Origin of the sequence: Coprococcus sp. AF38-1 (assembly GCF_003603945.1) — a bacterium.
GTDB classification, from domain to species: domain Bacteria; phylum Bacillota; class Clostridia; order Lachnospirales; family Lachnospiraceae; genus Coprococcus; species Coprococcus aceti.
The window spans coordinates 318,885-337,239 of record NZ_QVGO01000004.1 but is presented as its reverse complement, the minus strand read 5'-3'; the positions used below and the strand labels follow the sequence as shown (position 1 = coordinate 337,239).

Genomic DNA, 18,355 nt, shown 5'->3' with positions numbered 1-18,355 from the left:
TTATATCTGTAAAATAATAACTTCTCCAGCAAAATACTGAAGAAGTTATTATACATGATTATTATCTATATTCTAGTATGCACGTCCGAAGTATACCATCTTCTTGGCCGGCTTGCCGCAGTGTACACATACATCTGAAAGATGCTCCTGTGCAAATGGCATACATCTTGTGGATGCTCCTGTCTCATCCTTGATAGCCTCCTCACAAGCTGTCTCGCCGCACCACATAGCCTTTACAAAGCCCTGCTCGTTGTCGATGATATTCTTGAACTCATCCCAGTTAAGAGCTGCATGTGTATGTGAATCTCTGTGAGCCTTTGCTCTCTCGAACATATCCTTCTGGATAGTCTCAAGAAGCTCTCCAACCTTTGTATCTATCTCATCAAGTGATACTGTGATCTTCTCTCTTGTGTCACGGCGTACCAGAACTGCCTGATTGGCCTCGATATCCTTTGGTCCGATCTCAACTCTGATAGGAATACCTCTCATCTCCTGCTCTGAGAACTTCCAGCCTGGGCTCTTGTCGCTGTCATCGACCTTTACTCTGAATGCTCCAAGCTTCTCACGGAGCTCTGCTGCCTTCTCAAGCACTCCTTCCTTCTTCTGCATGATAGGAATGATCATAACCTGTGTTGGAGCAACCTTTGGAGGAAGTACAAGACCTGAATTGTCTCCGTGAACCATGATGATGGCTCCGATAAGTCTTGTCGTCATACCCCATGATGTCTGGTGAACATACTTGAGCTTGTTGTCCTTGTCTGTAAACTGTATTCCAAATGCCTTGGCAAATCCGTCTCCAAAGTTATGGCTTGTACCTGACTGAAGTGCCTTGCCATCATGCATAAGAGCCTCTATTGTGTATGTTGCCTCTGCTCCTGCAAACTTCTCCTTCTCTGTCTTCTGTCCGCGGACAACAGGCATAGCCAGTACGTCCTCGCAGAAGTCCGCATACAGATTCAGCATCTGTATTGTTCTTGCCTCAGCCTCCTCGGCTGTAGCGTGTGCAGTGTGTCCCTCCTGCCACAGGAACTCTCTTGAACGAAGGAATGGTCTTGTCTCCTTCTCCCAACGCATAACTGAACACCACTGATTATATACCCTTGGCAGATCACGATATGACTGGATATCATTCTTGTAGAAATCACAGAACAGAGTCTCTGATGTAGGTCTTACACACATACGCTCTGTGAGTGGATTGAGTCCGCCATAAGTAACCCATGCTACCTCAGGTGCAAATCCCTCAACGTGATCCTTCTCCTTCTCAAGAAGGCTCTCTGGAATAAGCATAGGCATGTACACATTCTCCACACCTGTAGCCTTGAATCTCTCATCAAGCTGCTTCTGTATAAGCTCCCAGATTGCATATCCTGCGGGCTTGATAGCCATACATCCCTTCACGTTGGTATATGCGATAAGTCCTGCCTTGAGGACAACGTCAGTATACCACTGTGCAAAATCTTCATCCATGGAAGTAATAGCTTCAACCATCTTCTTATCGTTTGCCATCTTATTTATCTCCTTAATTCTAAAACATTCTATATCTGCTGCATAGCTGAACTACCTAATGCATACACTCTTTAATCTACAAAATTTCAAGGCGGATGTCAACACGTAACATGCCAACATCCGCCCTGTGAACACCTTTTTCTTAGAACTCATCCAGATCCAATATCGCAAATGCTCCGCCCTCCGGCTCATGCTTGAACACCATGTGTTCCCCTGTTGTCGGATGGTCAAATTCCAATCTGGACGCGTGAAGTCCTATCTCTTTATATTTCTTCTTCGTCTTTTGGAACTTAGGGTTGTACTTCGTGTCACCCCATATTCCGCACTTTCTCTTCGCAAACTGAGCCCTGATCTGATGATGTCTTCCAGTTATGAGTTCAACAAGTATATATGACAGAACTCCCTCGTCCGTATCCATGACATCCAGCACCTCATATTCCAGCTCGGAATACTTTGCTCCAGGTGTGTCCTTGTCCACGACCTTTGTCACATTGTCCTTAGTATCGTGAAGAAGATAATCCTTCAAAACTCCCTGGTCATTTGGAAGCTCACCAGTGAGGATCGCCTGATAATACTTCATCATAGAACCATCCTCGCCCTGCTTTGAGAGATTTGCAGCCGCCTCAGGAGTCTTGGCAAATACCATAACTCCGCCTACAGGCCTGTCCAGTCTGTGTATAGGCACAAGATATGGCTCCTCTTTTCTGTTCTCCTTCTCGTATATCCTGAGCTTGAGCATACTCACCATGCTCTCTGAATTGGTCTTGTCTGGCTGAGTTGGCACACCACATGGCTTTACAGCCACGATTATATCATTATCCTCATGTAAAATGTTTAATTTCATTTGTTTTCTCCTCATTCGCCATCTGGGGCTTATTATAATTGTGATAAGAAAGCCTTACGATTACTTCGCCACTTCGTGGCTCTCGTAATCGCACATTCATTCGCATTCCTGCCTATCGGCATACATGCTCATGAATATCTGCCCATCCGATGAACATGCAGCGTTTCATGCAAGCATGAACGCTGCATGTTCGCCGTCTGGGGCTTTCTTATCACATCCTAAACCTATAGCCCACGCCCCACACAGTCTCTATGTACTGTGGATTCGATGTGTCAAATTCAATCTTCTCTCTGATCTTCTTGATATGAACAGTAACCGTGGCTATATCTCCTATGCTGTCCATATTCCATATCTTGCTGAACAGCTCATCCTTGGAAAATACCTTGTTTGGGTTGCTGGCAAGGAAGCACAATATATCAAACTCCTTATTCGTAAATACCTTCTCCTCGTTATCAACATACACTCTTCTGTCCGTCTTGTCTATCTTAAGACCTCTGATCTCGATGACGTCATTCTTGAGTGCCGTTGAACCAACAAGTCTCTCGTATCTGGATATGTGCGCCTTGACTCTTGCCACCAGCTCACTTGGACTGAATGGCTTTGTGACATAGTCGTCAACTCCCAGACCAAGACCTCTGATCTTGTCTATATCATTCTTCTTGGCTGTTACCATGATGATCGGAATATCCTTCTTCTCCCTTATCTGTCGGCATATCTCAAATCCATCCACCTCAGGGAGCATGAGATCCAGAAGGATAAGACTGTATTCCTCATCCAATGCCTTCTCAAGACCCTTAAGTCCATTTGTCTCTATCTCTACCTCGAAATCATTGAGCTCCAGATAATCTCTCTCAAGCTCTGCAATACTAAGCTCATCTTCTATGATCAATATCTTACTCATCTGTATCTCTCCTTTTCTTTAGTGAATTTATGATCTGCAATGATCCTTTTCTCTGACCATCCTTTTTCTGATTGTCTTTTCTCTGATCATCTTTTTTCTGTGTATCCTTTTTTACATTTGCCTGCTGTTCACCGCCGGCGTCAGAAGTATCACCCTCGATCTCCTCAACCTTTGGAATATACTTCTTCAGGGTAAATACTATCGTTGTTCCGACACCAAGCTGGCTTGTGGCATATATGTTGCCGCCGTGCTCCTCAACGATCTTCTTGCATATAGCAAGTCCAAGACCACTTCCGCCTCTTGACTGTCTTGCGCTGTCAGCTCTGTACATTCTGTCAAATATATGAGGCAGACTCTCTGAATCTATTCCACGGCCATTGTCGCTTATGGATACCTTAACCTCCGCGTCATTGTCATATATGTTGATATCTATCTGTCCATATTCCTTATCGGTATACTTGATAGCATTTGTAATTATGTTGTTGATGACCCTCTTGAGCTGGTCAGGATCAACTATGACCTTCACATCGTCATCACAATAGTTCTTGTATGTGAGCGTCATGTTCTTGGAAAGGAGCGTCGTATATACCTCCTCCATACAGTCATCAAAATAATCCTTCACCGATACCCTGTGGAACTCATATGGTATGGCGTTGTTGTTGATATTCGTATACAGTGAAAGCTCATTGATGAGGCTGTCCATCTCATTTGCCTTGCTGTATATCATCTTCAGATATCTCTCCTGCTTCTCAGGGGTATCTGCAACTCCATCCATGATTCCCTCCACATAACCCTTGATGGTCGTGATAGGAGTACGGAGATCGTGTGATATATTGCTTATGAGCTGCCTGTTCTCTTCCTCATATCTCATCTTCGCCTTGGTAAAGTCTGACAGTTTCTGTCTCATATCCTCAAATGACTCACAGAGCTCACCAACCTCATCGACTCTGTTATCGCCAAAGTCTATCTTCTCGTCAAGGTTGCCTGAGCCCATACGCTCTGCTGCCTCCTTGAGCTTGACAAGAGGATTCACAAACTGCTGGTATACAAGGAATGCCACGACACCGCTCAGGAGCATCATCATTAGAACCATCAGTATGGAATAACCCATGATGGTTCCCCTGAACTTCGCCATATAATTACCATAGTATGTGAGCATGTAAATATCTACCTGACTTCCATCCAGCACATATGATACCTGGTTGCACAGATAGAATGACGGCTGGGTTATGAGATATTCCTGAACCTTTATATCACTGTTATTTCCGGTATCAATCGAATCACCATCTATCGCATTGATATTCGAACTGTTATCATTTCTCTTTAACTGCTCCTTCAGGCTCTCAGAAAAAGGATCAACGGAACTATATATGTACTCTCCATCCTTCTTCACTGCTATATGAGTATTTAATACCGAGCTCTTTTCATCCAGTGCATCTGCATTATCCTGGGTTGTATAGTATGAAGGATTCTTCTTCACCTTGCTTATAACTTCCTCACGCAATGTGGACAGAGATTTGTACACATCATTGACCGGATCGTCCTCCGAATATAAAAGCTGCAGTGAGTGATTTCGGCCATAAGTTCCAGTGATAAAATATCGCCCTATGATAGCCGTACCTATAACCATGGACAATATCGCTGCTATCCATATAAAAATTATCGCTATCTTAACTTTCTTAGTAATCTTCATTCGTGTTAACTCCCATCTTACTAGCGCTAATTATAGCATTAATCCCTATTGTTAGTGTGTGAAGTTTTTATAAACTCTCTCTCTGTTTTCTTCTGAAAATGCCCTTTTTCTTCCTCTTTATCTCCGTTGCCGCAACCTCCTGTCTGGTCTGCTGAAGTTCTCTTATGGTGGCGTCAAGCTTTCTGTATCTCGCTTCCTCCTGATCCTCCTTCTCCTTCATCAGCACATCCATCTGTTTTACCACGTCATCGGACACCGCAGCGGACACTGACTGTGTTATCACCTTAAGGTTGTCCTTTATGGAGTTGCTGATTATCTTGTCCATGATATTCTGGAATTGTGCCATCTTGAAATCAACTATTCTTGAATCATCCCCCACATCGCTGCTCACCCTTATGGTTTCTATGGTCTTCTTCTCTGTATTTTCACTCTCTGCGATAAGCTCCGTCACCGCATCATCCGCATTTTTTTCCTCTGTGCTCTCTCCCTCGTCAAGAAGTTCATACATTCTGTGAACCATATCCTTTATCGCCTTGAGCTGTATCCCCTTATCCTTCAAAGTCTTAACCCTCTGAAGTATCTTTACATCCTTCTCACTGTAGCACCTGTGACCCATGTCATTTCTCTTGATATCGATCTCAAGCTCTTCCTCCCAATACCTAAGCACATGTGACTCAACCTCAACCTTGGCTGCTGCCTCACTTATACTGTAAACTCTCTCTGTCATCGTGTATATCTCCTCCTTGTCTCAGATCAGGTCCTGTCTTAAGTTATTTCCTGTCCTGATACAATTCTAAGGACTTTAATACACAGTCTCAACGCGAATCGTCCTCTAAATTTTCCCACTATACTCCCATACTTATCACATTCTGAACTTATTCGTGACAAATAGAACTTTTTCAGTATTTTTAAACAGAAAAATCCCCTGCACATATCAGTTTGCCCTTATGTGCAGGGGATAAATATCAGTTATTTATTTTTGTGATGACAAACTGTCCATCGTCGTTCAGTCTGAAATGTACATTTTTATAGTTTGTTCCAATTACATATTCGGAGCCGTCGTTAGTTTTTCTCAGATTATCCAGTGCATTCTCATCGTTCAGAGCCTTCATAAGAATGTCAGTGAACAGCGCCTTCTTATCAACATTCAACAGCTCATTTTCATTTGCTATGGACTGTCCACCACTTGTCTCCTGAGGATATAAAACCATATCCTTAATGGTCTCAAGATCTTCATCATTGAACACCTTCACGATCTTCTCAGCAAATGCTCTGCTGTCCGTCTCTATCTGCTGCTGGACATCAGCCCTGTCCGTATATCTGTTCTCAAATACTATATGTGACAGCACTTCATTGAGTACCTCATCACTGGCTGTGACGTATATATATAGCGAATAGTTAATTGTTCCATCGCTCCAGAAAGCTATACGTCCGGGAGTCAGAGTGTAATAAGTAGCACTGTATCCCTGGATGTTGCCGGTTATCATGTCACCATTGCTGGTGTTCTCAACGCCCGCCAGATCGTACATCTCGTATTTGCAGGAGCCTCTGAGTTCAACCTTCACTCCGCTGTACCTGAAACTCACGATACCTATGTCACCGGATATCTTGTACTTCACATCCGTTATCTCGGAACTGTTCTTATCCACATCGAGATACACTCCTATCTGAGTCATATTCTCCGCGGATTCAACATCACCGCTCTTTATCTGGATACCGGTACTCTCCTCCTGACCGTCATCCACCTTCCCGCATCCCATGCAGATACCTGCAAAACAGATGACCGCAATCATAAATAATATATATTTTCTGCCCATGTCCATCCACGACGCTTTTTTCATATATCTATTCTCTCCACATTGAACACGATATTACCACGCTATTCCCTTATGACATCCGTTCTCTCTACACTTGTATGCCATGGTTGGATCTGTAGGATCCCATGTATGGCTGTAATCAAGCTGAACTGATGTAGGCTTAGGGAACGGGCCGCTCTTATTGCTCTCGAATATAGTTACCTTTGTTCCAAGATCGCAGTTGTCATATATCCACTTTGCATCTCCTGCCTTAAGTCTTATACATCCGTGTGAGCATGTCGTTCCGAGCATGTTATAAGCGCTGACTGATAATGTGGTAGGATCCTCCTCTCCGTAATACACAGAGTGGAACAGTATATCACCTGTTATAAGTGTATCCCACTGTCCATAACATGGTCCCATCAGTGTCCACCATCTTCCCTTTGCAGGTGTATAGAATGTTCCAAGAGGTGTTGTGTCACCGCCTGAACATACAAATGCCTTTACCGGAATGATATATCCCTTGTTGCCATCCTTTGCATATACAGTCACAACATTTGTGGTCTTGTTGACCTTTATCTCATAGGAATCCTGTTTTCCGAGGATCTTATCAACATCTGTGAGTCTCTTGCCACCTCTGTTGAAATAGAACTTATATCCATTCGCATATGCCCACTTGCTTCTGTACATGGCACCGCTCTTACTGAAGTAATAGTATGCTCCATCCACATATCTGTATCCGGTGAGTAATGTTCCCTTGACGCTTACGAAGTAACGCTTGCCGTTGTAATATTTCCAGCCTCTGCCCTTCACCAGTGCACCATTCTTGTCGAACAGATACAACTTGCCATTTACCTTCTTAGGTCCTTTGTATGCAACACCTGAAGCGCTGTAATACTGTCTGTTTCCAAGCTTTGTAGTATACCATCCTGTATATGGCTTTCCATTGGAACCAAATCTGTATATCACGCCATTTATCTTTCTGACACCCTCCGCAAGATAACCATTACTTGAGAAATTATAGTAATACTTGCTATTCTTTACCTTATGTGCACCCTTATAGGCTTTTCCATCAGAACCAAAGTAATACTTCTTACCCTTTATTTTCTTCCAGGTATTCACCAGTGCCTTGCCATTTGTTCTGAAGTAATAGTAATTATTCTGGATCTTGTTAAGTCCTCTCACCATGCGGCCATATCTGTTAAAATAATATTTGTCGCCCTTGTATGTAAGGAACTTGCTCTTTAACGCCTTGCCGTTCTCATCGTAATAATATGTCTTACCGTTCTTGGTATACCAGCCCTTCTTATTCTTCACAGTGGCAGTTGCATCCGTCAATGTCGCAACACTCTCTCCGGCATTAGCCTGAGTCTCCGCAGCGTACACCGTGTACTGTCCGCCGACCCTGCTTTCTGACAGATTTGAGATTCCTGTCGCACAAGTTGACAACAATACTGCTGCCATTGTCAAAAACGCAATTTTTCTAAACTTTACCATATACTACCTCTCTTATTCCTCACATGGATTTTATTCATTCAAATGCTTCTGATACACTCTTCTCGTCTGCTGCCTTCTGATTCCTATACACATACCACACTCGACCATGGTCATGAGAAGTGCGGAACCTCCCGAGCTTATGAAAGGAAGAGTAACACCTGTATTCGGAATTACATTTGTCGCAACGCTTACGTTGATCACTATCTGGCATACAAGATGTACCATTACACCTATGACCATCATGCTTCCAAATACGTTCGATGACTCTTTAACTATAACATACATCTGGTATAACAGATAGCCATACAGAAGAAATAACATGATTGCTCCTGCCACACCAAGCTCCTCGCAGATTATCGCGAAGATCATATCATTCTGGGCCTCCGGTATAGCCGAAAGCTTCTGTGTTCCATTTCCAAGTCCCTTGCCGAAGAAAGATCCGCTTCCTATGGCATACAACGACTGTATGACCTGATATCCTGCACTCTTCTCATATTTTTCTGTGTACAGCCATCCCAGGATTCGCTTTGCACGGAAGTTGTCATTTGACAGAAGTTCTTCCTCCGTAGGCAGGTAGCTCGTGGCTACCTTCACATAGACCACCGCCACCACCACAGCTATCAGCAATATTCCCAAATGCAGTTTCCAGTTCTTGCTGGCTATAAATGTTGAACAGTAACATATTCCAAGAACGACCAGACACGAACTCAGGTTTGTGGATATGACGAGCAAAAGTCCCGCCTGGAGTCCCACAAGCACCCACAGTATTATGACAGTCTGCCACTTGTGCATCTCTCTCCATTTGCTGCTTATAAATGAAGCTATGAATATGATCATGAGAGTCTTCACTATATCAGCGATCTGGATTCTGAATGGTATGTGAGGGATCTGGATCCATCTCGTCGCACCATTTACATTTACTCCAAATGGCGTGAGAAGCAAAAATGTCAGTATCAATGACAGAAAATATGCAGGCCATGTAAGCTTCTTATACAGACCGTATGGGAAAAACGCCAATCCCCATATTGCCAATGCTCCGAAAACGATAAACACCAACTGGCTTCTGAAATTGCTGGCAGCCGTACCGTAACTGGATGCGCTGAATATCATTATCAGTCCAAATGCCAGAAGGAACGTTATAGCAATTATCATCTTATATATGGTTCCCGATGTATATCTGCTTTTTTCTTTGCCCGTGGAGTTATCCACAACTGATGTATCACTCATATACAAATCTCCATCTATCTGTTCATTATCTCTTTTATAAATTTATACGCACTTATCACATCTGTGTCAAATATATCCAGGCTGTCCCTGTATTCCGGTTTCTCTATCGCTCCTGAATCACAGCCGATATGCATGCTTCCATCACTGTCCCCGCTCCACGCAAGATCAATGCTGTTACCCTTATCATATCCGGTGATCTCCGCATTTTTTCTGAACACGGCATCTCCAACCTGTATACCAAGAATTGCATCACTTCCAGACAATCTAAGCTCCACCGATGCACTTATGCTGACAGGCTTCACGGAATCCATGAGATCGACTGCCGATATATCCACATCAAACACCACTCCTGTCTCTCCGTCACTGCTCACATCCCTCTTTTTTATCACAAGATGGTTGTCAGAATTGTCAGTAACAGTGAACTCATATGACTGTGCTGTATATTTGTCTCCAGAAAATGTCAGCGACATGCTCATATCCCTGTCGGACACATGATCCGCATACAGCTTGACCAGCTCATCATTACTGTTCACAGCAAAATAGAGCGTGATATCCCTGCCGTCTAACATTTCATCCACAAATTGCTTTATATCATGTACCAATTCTGCCGTATTGTCAATGGTATCTATCTCCGGTATGTATTTGTCAAGCATGTCATACACTTCCTGAAGATCTATATCATGTGTGCCAAAACAGTCATCCAGATAACTATAGAAATCATCCACATTGAAGATGACCGAGTACACCTTGCAGTCCTGTGTACTATCCCCAGTAACCACAGTCTGTTTTCCCTCACTCGTACCCTCCATATTGAAGAAATACTTAAGTGTCTTCTGGATAATATCTGTCTGGATATCGTCACCGTTGATGTCCGTATAATTATTTGCAGCCATCCTCATACAGTTCTCATAGGCAGTGCCAAATGAGTATACTGTGTCGCTGTCTATCCCAAGCAGTGATACCACCTGAGAATTGCTCATGTTCGTGATGAGATTGTCAGCGTACTGTATTCTGATTGCCATATCATCTATATATATGAGAGAAGTCCTCTTATTTGCATAGAGTTTGAATGTCTTGTCATCAACTCCTGCCTCCGCAAGAAAATTGTGATCCGAAGCACTTCTCTTCAGCGATATGTCAACGCTGTGATCAGAATTATCCTCAAATGAAAAGCTCTGACTGCCATTTATCATGTTCATACCCATGTCAAATGTGCCATACTGCTGATTCATCTCCGACTCTCTGGAAGAATTGATGGTATTTACCATGGCCTCCACAAGCTTTATCTGAGATTTTCTCATAAGATGAAAAAAAATAATTGCAACAACTGCTGCCACCAGAATGATGACAGTCGCTGTTATTCCAATTATTCTTTTAAGTAGTTTATTATTGTTTTTTTTGTGCATATGCATCATGATTTTCATTCAACCAGGCTATGGCCTCACACAATCCTTCCTCGGAAAAATCAAACTGCTTCGATCCCTTCTGTTCATCCGGTGTGACCTCAAAACAGAATGGCTCCGGCCATATAAATGCCGTGAGTACAGTCTTTGTCTCCTTCGGTGCATCTTCCTCTGTCTGATCTTTTTCACCCTCCGGCTCAATCTCCACAACATCCTTCTGTATCATGTAACGGATACCCTTGTCACTGCCCTTAAAAGGCCGCAACTTGTAGAATTCCAGAGCCAGCAATTCAGGTCTGTTTATCACATATATCACCCTGTCTCTTTACTTTATTGTGAACGGATATACCTCTATGATCTTCTTGGTCGTCTCGTTCTGAAGATACAGATATGTTACACCCTTAGGTGCGCTGTCACCTGATATCTTGACCCATGTTGACCAGCCGTCAACCACAGGATCTGAGAATGTTATGACGTCAGACTTGTTTCCATCCGCATACACAACGTATCCCGATATCTTCATAGAGTCATCACCGTCAAATCCAAATGACGTATGAATATATATATCTGATCCATCCTTTGTCTTGATGCTGTTAGATCCCTTATCAAGATCTTTTTCACTGCTGTTTACAAATGATTCTATATTCCACTTCACAAGCTCTGAATACAGCTTCTGAGCCTTCTCGTTGCCGTCGTATCTGAGTTCTCCGAGATACGTCATTGTAGTCTCATTGGCTGCGTTCTTATTTGCATTTGCAAATGCAAGCTTTCCATTTGCTATCTTCTTGGACACATCAGTCTTGACTACCTTCTCATAGTAATCAACTGACTTCTTGTATTCCTTGTCCTTGTATGCCTGGGCTCCAAGTGCCTGATAACACTTGTCTTTCTCAGCTACACAGTCCTTGTAATCCTTGTCAACCTTATCATAGCTCTTGATGGCATTCTCGTAATCCTTGTTCTTGTAATACTGCTCTGCCTTCTTGTATGTACACTCACTGGCCTTGTTCTTGTAGTCATCAAATTCTGACTTCATGTACATATCATACGCATCGTCATATTTGCCGCTGTCGAGCAGCTCTGATGCCTTGTTGTAATAGCACTTTGCAAGAAGAGTCTGGGAATCGCTGTACTCCTCTATGGTTGACAGAATACTGATGGCGTCATCGTACTTCTTGGCTGTTATAAGTGCCTCCGCTTTCTTATATGTACACTCGATAACCTTGTCCGATGCATCCTTGTATGAGCCTGCATTGTTGAATGCATCTATGGCTGCATCGTAGGATGCCGCATTCATCTGATCCATTCCCGCATTGTAATAACACTGATAAGCCTTATCAAATGCGTCATCGCTGCTGAAACTCTCCTCGTCACCGTCAGATGACTTGCTGTAGTTCTCTGCAGCCTTTCTGCTGTTGCCTGACTTCTTATAATATTCAGCCGCCTCAAGGTTCTTGCCTTCTTTTTCAAGACCCTCGGCATACTCATAATAAGCGTCTCCGTTTGCCTTTGTATAGGAATCCTTGAATTTTCCAAGATCCTTATACAGTGTCACGGCCTCTTCAACCTTTCCCTGGTCCATGAGGTCGTTGGCCTCGTTATACTTTCTAAACTTTGGAACAAATATAAATGCAAAGACGCCTATAGCGATGACGATAGCCACTGGTATAGCTATGAGTGCGGCCTTTGCACCCTTGCTCATACCCTTCTTCTCGCCCTTTTTCTTTATCATTATATCGGCGCCTTCCTGTGGCATTATCTGAGGTTGTGGCATTCCCATCTGAGGCTGCTGCGGTGGCACAGGATTACCCTGTGGCTGCTGCATCATCTGAGGCATGCCCTGTGTTCCGCCTGTCAGGACAGTTGTGCTGTCATCGTCCTCATCGACGTCCGGCTCACTTGTAAGCACAGTTGTGCTGTCGTCAACTTCCGGCTCTATCAAAGGAAATTCTTTTCCACAGACAGGACACTTTCTTACGTTCTCCCCCAATTCACAACCACAATTATCACAATACATATCTCTTCCTCCATCTTGAACTCCAGCCATGCAAAATTTGCCTTCGGCAAATGGCTGGAGCTACATGTCAAGTTTTCATAGAAAACTTGACACATCCCTTACGGATCAACCTGATTTATTACATTTATCGAACTTCATATTTAAGAATTTATCCTGAATATGAACTCCTCATTTGAAAGCCTTATCACACTGTTATCAGGGATAGCCACATCAACATTGCTGTACACCTGAGTTCCGTTCAGGAATGTATGGTTTGTTGAGTTGTTATCTCTCAGATAATGTGTTCCATTGATACTGGTGATATAGGCATGTCTTCTACTTATAGACTTGTTTCCTGTTACCTTATAGTCAACACCCTGATCAGCCTTGCCAATACAGAATACCTGTTTATTAATCTGAACGCTCTCACCCGTAGTCTTTCTGGTGAGGGTCGGCTTGCTGCCTGTGACAAGTGTTCTGTTGCTGAACAGTGTTGTAGGTGGCTCCTCATCCGGCTGCTCGCTGAGTCTCTTGGCTTCCTCCGCCTTGAGCTTTGCAAGGTCTGCCTGTCTCTTAGCCTCCTCAGCATTCTTGCGGGCTGCAAATTCTGCCTGCATTCTAGCCTCCTCAGCATGCATCTCCTGCTCTCTGGCACGTCTTATCTCATCTGCATACTGCGATGAAACCTTCTCTGCCCTGATTCGCTCCTCCTCGGCATTCCTGAACATTTCTTCAGCCTTAAGCCTCTCACTGTCATCGGAATTGCCCTGATATGAGTACATATCCTGAGCTGTGAGTACCGCTGTCTGCTCATAATCCTTTGCCTCAGCAGTGACCTTCTGTCTCCATATCTCGGCTTCGACCCTTGCCGCCTCGGCCTTCATACGGGTCTCCTCTGCCTGTCTGGCAACTTCCGCCTGATACTTTGCTTCCTCTATCTGTCTCTTTACCTCATTCTCGGCCTGCATTCTTGCCTCTTCAGCCTTTCTGGCTGCCTCCTCGGCTTTGTGGATTGCAAACTCTTTATTATTGTCATTTGAAGTGAGTACCTTACTCTTGCCCTTTTCACCCTGTATTATAAGAAGCTGACTTGATGCTCTGAGATCTGACACGAATTCATTGAAATGAAATGCATCAAACTCCCTGTGATCGTTGAAATAATCAACTATCTGGTTAGCACATTCTATGGCTGGTGTGTGTGCATAGACAAATCCTGACAAGATGCTCTTCACGAACTCCCCAATGTCCTTCTTGTCAAATTTGCTTTCAAATGGAAGATACAGAAGCTGTATGGAGAAGTCACTAAATCTCACATACATATAATTCGTATCCCACACTACCTTCTCGAGTGCTAGTCCATTCTGTATGACTGACACAAGCTGCTTGCTTATGCTGAATATGTATTCCACCAGTTCATCCCTGAAAACCGGTTTCTGCATTATCTGACTAAGACTCATATCCCCATCTATTGAGAATTCGAGTTTTCTTTCCCCCTTAACAAACACTTCCCTGCACATGCTTGTGTTGCCTGCAAAAGGCACATTATAGGCATTCATTTCATATTTGCTAATAGGAGTAACCTGATCAAGTTTGTATTCAATTTTTATTGAATCTTTTAAAATTTGAGTCATACCCCACCTCCTACTATTTCAATAGCCAATATACCTCTACAGTATAACAGACAAAAAAAGCATATTCAAGGTTACAAAAAAAGGAAGATATATATTACATATATCTTCCGCTTGAGAGGTGCGAGCCGGATTTGAACCGGCGATGACGGTGTTGCAGACCGGGGCCTTACCACTTGGCTATCGCACCATATTATTTAATTAAAGCTCCCCGAGTAGGGCTCGAACCTACAACCCCTCGGTTAACAGCCGAGTGCTCTACCATTGAGCTATCGAGGAATAACGTCATAAGCATCTCCAAAAAAGGAAACGCAGAAGGAGGGATTTGAACCCTCGCGCCGCGCAAACGGCCTACACCCTTAGCAGGGGCGCCTCTTCAGCCACTTGAGTACTTCTGCAAAATGCCTAAATAAAAATCTCCTACCAAAGAGTATTTAATTTTTGACGCTTGTTTATAATACCAAACCTGGCAGTGAATGTCAAGGAGTTTTTACAAGAAAATAATAAGCCTAAAATCGACAAAAAAGGCGGATACTTTTTGTATCCGCCCTCTTATCGTTTTGTAGATGTTTCTTACTATCTTATCTATAGTAGTAACTGCATCTTATATACTCACAAGCCTGTCCTCTGTAGGTCTTTCCTCCTACCTTGACAACAGGGATAACATATACTCCAAATGTAGAATATGCCTTAAGACCTCTTATTGTATAAGAGCTGCTCTTAGCACTTACCTTTTTCTTTATCCATTTTGCATTTGAAGCGTATGGATTCTTTGTATAGTATACAAGATAATACTTTGTATTTGCTACTTTCTTCCATTTAACCTTTGCAGAAGTGCTGCTTACAGAAGTTACATTATTCTTCTTTACACATGCCTGAGGTATGATCGTCTTGAATGCTGACCAGTCACTCCAGCACTTAGCACCACCATTTGCCTCTTTGTATGCACGGATTCTTACCTTGAATCCCTTGTTGTTGATTGCCTTACGAACCCTTGCGTTGTTGATCTTAACGCTAGTCTTTGTTGTAGCCTTTGTTGTGTATAATCTGGTCTTTCCGTTGAGAGAGTAGATCTGAACCTGATATCCTGTAGGATAGTCATAGTTTGGATTTGCCTTCCATCCGATTGTTATTACATTTCCTCTCTTAGCTGGGCTCCATATAAGAGTTCCTGCCTTTGCATCGGCAACATACTGTGGGTTAACAGGTGCTGAGTAGAGTGTACCTGTTGACTGTCCATAACCAAGTGCTATGTAGTTTGACTCTGATCTCTTATATGAATATACATAATATCCACTATAATGTGTTCCGGCCTTTGCAGGTACAGTTGCCTTGTTTGTAGTAACATTATACTGAGCCTCAACCTTTGAACCGCTGATCTTGGCAACTACATATCCTGTTACACCTGAAACTCTGTTCCACTGTAAACCGATCTTATTCTTTGTGCCTGAAGTCTGCTTTATTGACTTGTAATCTACGCTCTCAGGAGTTGTTATGACCTGAAGAGGATCTGACTGTCCAACAAGCTGCTTGTTGACATATGTCTGAACTATTACATAGTATGCTCTGCCGGCCTGAAGATTGTAAATATACTTCTTATTTGATGTTGAAGTATAAGAACTTAATGCCTGATATCCTGAAGATCTATCCTGGGATAAATACACTAAGTATTCCTCTCCATAATTACCGCTCCACTGAACTGTGACACTTGTCTTGGTATCATCTGTCTGCTGAAGATTTGTTACTGCTCTTCCTGATGCTGCCGATGCTGTTATTGTCATTGCAAAGAGCATGATTGACATGATTGCAAGGATCAATAACGATCTGTTGAAAACTTTTTCTCTTCTCATTAAATCTCTCCTTTTTCTTCTTTCCCTTGTTAATACAACAATTAATTTAATATGAGACTAACTCATATTAAAATTTTACAAGTTTAATATATTTTAGTCAACATTATTGTGACTGTAATATTCAACAATTATTTTGTGCATTTTTGCTAATTCATTGTTGAGATTCTGTATACTTTTTATTTTATTCCTGTATTATTTATTCTGCTCAAAATAATCCTTTACCGCTGTTTCATACAGGTTGTGTCCCTCTGAATCTATAACCACAATAGCTGGGAAATTCTCCACTGTCATCTTCCTTATAGCCTCTGTTCCGAGATCATCGTATGCGATCACCTCGGATTTCTTGATACATTTGGAGAGAAGCGCTCCTGCACCACCAACGGCTGCCAGATACACAGCCTTGTTGTCGATTATTGCCTGTATAACCTCCGGGCTTCTCTTTCCCTTTCCTATCATTCCACACAGACCCTTGCTGAGAATGAGTGGAGTGTATTTGTCCATTCTGCTGCTGGTTGTCGGTCCCGCCGATCCTATGACCTGTCCAGGCTTTGCCGGTGTCGGTCCGAGATAATATATCACATTGCCGTTAAGGTCTATAGGAACTATGCCCTTCTCGTATAACTCAGTTCCACTGGCGTCCACGCATCCTGATTCCATGATGGCATCATACATTCTCTTGTGTGCGGCATCCCTGGCACTGTACACTATTCCATCTATATATACATAATCCCCTGCCTTGAGGGTCTTTACCTCTTCTCTGTCAAATGGTGCCTTTATATGTCTATCCATGATGAACCTAACCTCCTCCTATAATACTCTCGTAACGTGTCTGTTCACATGACAGCACATATTAACTGCCAATGGCATTCCGGCTATGTGAGTGGCATATGTCTCTATGTTCACAGCCAGTGCCGTGGTCTTTCCTCCAAGACCGCCAGGTCCTATTCCAGTGTTGTTGATCATCTCCAGAAGCTCACTCTCTATCCTTGCTATATGCTCTCTGTCTGAGTGAACTCCGACCTTTCTTGTAAGAGCCTTCTTTGCAAGCTTCGCAACGAGCTCAAAGTCTCCTCCAAGACCCACACCTACAAATACGGGAGGACATGCATTTGGTCCTGCATCCTTTACAGCCTGAAGAACAGCAGCTTTCACACCCTCTTCTCCATCTGCCGGCTTGAGCATGTACACCTTGCTCATATTCTCGCTTCCAAATCCCTTTGGAGCTATAGTTATCTCTATTTTATCTCCCGGAACTATATCATAATGTATGATTGCCGGGGTATTGTCCTTTGTATTTTCTCTGATAAGAGGATCCTTTACCACTGATTTTCTCAGGTATCCGTCAGTGTATCCCTGTCTCACACCTTCGTTTATGGCATCAGTTATGTTCATTCCTTCTATATGTACATCCTGTCCAACATTCACAAAGAAAACAGCCATTCCCGTATCCTGACAGATAGGAATATCATTCTCCTTTGCTATATCCAGATTCTCACATAACTGTCCAAGTATCTGTTTTCCGAGCGGACTGTCCTCAGATTCTACTGAATCCCTGACCGCCTTCTCCATATCCTCAGACAGATTTACATTTGCTTCGATGCACATCTCCCTTACATTTCTGGTAATCTCTTCTGCTGCAATAACTCTCATCTCTTCACCGCCATTTTATAAATTTGTTTTAATCATCCAGGAACGTATCATCGTTCTTTTTGTAGTTTGGATCTCTCCTGTTCATGATGAATTTGTATATGTATAACACCACTGTAAATATCGCAACAACTATGATCATCGCCGCCAATATATATATGATGTTCATTATACTGTAAGAAAGTTCAGACGCCTTCTCGGAGCTCTGGAATATCTTGTCCAGTTTTCCTTCCGTTGTTGCCTCTGTAACCGTAGATGCAGCCGTTGTAGCTGCCGATGCCACCACCTGTATCACATTCGCCGTCATGCCTTTTACCCCCAATAATTTTGTTGTATTTTCCCATAATTCCAATCTCTTTATAATAAC

The 18,355-nt window shown here is 43.0% G+C and carries 16 protein-coding genes and 3 tRNA genes; all 19 read right to left on the bottom strand.

Annotation, left to right across the window (positions count from 1 at the left end; translation table 11 throughout):
• Nucleotides 1-72 precede the first annotated feature (72 nt).
• Nucleotides 73-1,506: a proline--tRNA ligase gene (gene proS, locus DW025_RS07785; protein WP_119999458.1), complete on the bottom strand. Its 1,434-nt coding sequence runs from the start codon at nt 1,504-1,506 to the stop codon at nt 73-75.
• 142 nt (nt 1,507-1,648) lie between these two features.
• Nucleotides 1,649-2,350 (bottom strand): RluA family pseudouridine synthase, encoded by a 702-nt coding sequence (locus DW025_RS07780; protein ID WP_119999456.1) that lies wholly within the window; start codon nt 2,348-2,350, stop codon nt 1,649-1,651.
• Between the two features lie 211 nt (nt 2,351-2,561).
• Entirely contained in the window at nt 2,562-3,251 is a 690-nt protein-coding gene (locus DW025_RS07775) for a response regulator transcription factor (protein WP_022217373.1), read from the bottom strand.
• Nucleotides 3,244-4,944 (bottom strand): sensor histidine kinase, encoded by a 1,701-nt coding sequence (locus DW025_RS07770; protein WP_119999454.1) that lies wholly within the window; start codon nt 4,942-4,944, stop codon nt 3,244-3,246. The genes DW025_RS07775 and DW025_RS07770 overlap by 8 nt, the downstream gene beginning before the upstream one ends.
• A 67-nt stretch (nt 4,945-5,011) precedes the next feature.
• A complete protein-coding gene (locus tag DW025_RS07765; RefSeq protein ID WP_117549944.1) occupies nt 5,012-5,671 on the bottom strand; it encodes a helix-turn-helix domain-containing protein in 660 nt (219 codons plus the stop codon).
• A gap of 238 nt (nt 5,672-5,909) precedes the next feature.
• Nucleotides 5,910-6,785, bottom strand: a complete 876-nt coding sequence (locus tag DW025_RS07760; protein WP_119999452.1) for a hypothetical protein — start codon at nt 6,783-6,785, stop codon at nt 5,910-5,912.
• 30 nt (nt 6,786-6,815) lie between these two features.
• Nucleotides 6,816-8,237, bottom strand: coding sequence for a L,D-transpeptidase family protein (locus DW025_RS07755; RefSeq protein WP_119999451.1), 1,422 nt, complete (start codon nt 8,235-8,237; stop codon nt 6,816-6,818).
• 30 nt (nt 8,238-8,267) lie between these two features.
• Nucleotides 8,268-9,464, bottom strand: coding sequence for an FtsW/RodA/SpoVE family cell cycle protein (locus tag DW025_RS07750; RefSeq protein ID WP_119999449.1), 1,197 nt, complete (start codon nt 9,462-9,464; stop codon nt 8,268-8,270).
• 14 nt (nt 9,465-9,478) lie between these two features.
• The gene (locus DW025_RS07745) at nt 9,479-10,870 is read right to left on the bottom strand and encodes a hypothetical protein (RefSeq protein ID WP_243104933.1); all 1,392 of its coding nucleotides are present in this window, start codon (nt 10,868-10,870) and stop codon (nt 9,479-9,481) included.
• Nucleotides 10,851-11,174, bottom strand: a complete 324-nt coding sequence (locus DW025_RS07740; protein WP_070098442.1) for a hypothetical protein — start codon at nt 11,172-11,174, stop codon at nt 10,851-10,853. Before DW025_RS07740 ends, DW025_RS07745 begins: the two co-directional genes overlap by 20 nt.
• A gap of 18 nt (nt 11,175-11,192) precedes the next feature.
• Entirely contained in the window at nt 11,193-12,884 is a 1,692-nt protein-coding gene (locus DW025_RS07735) for a tetratricopeptide repeat protein (protein ID WP_055272027.1), read from the bottom strand.
• A gap of 140 nt (nt 12,885-13,024) precedes the next feature.
• Entirely contained in the window at nt 13,025-14,494 is a 1,470-nt protein-coding gene (locus tag DW025_RS07730) for an FHA domain-containing protein (protein WP_243104931.1), read from the bottom strand.
• Between the two features lie 116 nt (nt 14,495-14,610).
• Nucleotides 14,611-14,681: transfer RNA gene (locus DW025_RS07725), tRNA-Cys, on the bottom strand.
• 17 nt (nt 14,682-14,698) lie between these two features.
• Nucleotides 14,699-14,770: transfer RNA gene (locus tag DW025_RS07720), tRNA-Asn, on the bottom strand.
• 31 nt (nt 14,771-14,801) lie between these two features.
• Nucleotides 14,802-14,889, bottom strand: a tRNA-Ser gene (locus DW025_RS07715).
• Nucleotides 14,890-15,072: 183 nt separating this feature from the next.
• Entirely contained in the window at nt 15,073-16,341 is a 1,269-nt protein-coding gene (locus DW025_RS07710; protein WP_119999447.1) for a fibronectin type III domain-containing protein, read from the bottom strand.
• Between the two features lie 192 nt (nt 16,342-16,533).
• The gene (locus DW025_RS07705) at nt 16,534-17,130 is read right to left on the bottom strand and encodes a Fe-S-containing hydro-lyase (RefSeq protein ID WP_119999445.1); all 597 of its coding nucleotides are present in this window, start codon (nt 17,128-17,130) and stop codon (nt 16,534-16,536) included.
• A gap of 18 nt (nt 17,131-17,148) precedes the next feature.
• Nucleotides 17,149-17,991, bottom strand: a complete 843-nt coding sequence (locus DW025_RS07700) for a fumarate hydratase (RefSeq protein ID WP_119999443.1) — start codon at nt 17,989-17,991, stop codon at nt 17,149-17,151.
• 28 nt (nt 17,992-18,019) lie between these two features.
• Nucleotides 18,020-18,295 (bottom strand): hypothetical protein, encoded by a 276-nt coding sequence (locus DW025_RS07695; RefSeq protein WP_015534433.1) that lies wholly within the window; start codon nt 18,293-18,295, stop codon nt 18,020-18,022.
• Nucleotides 18,296-18,355 lie beyond the last annotated feature (60 nt).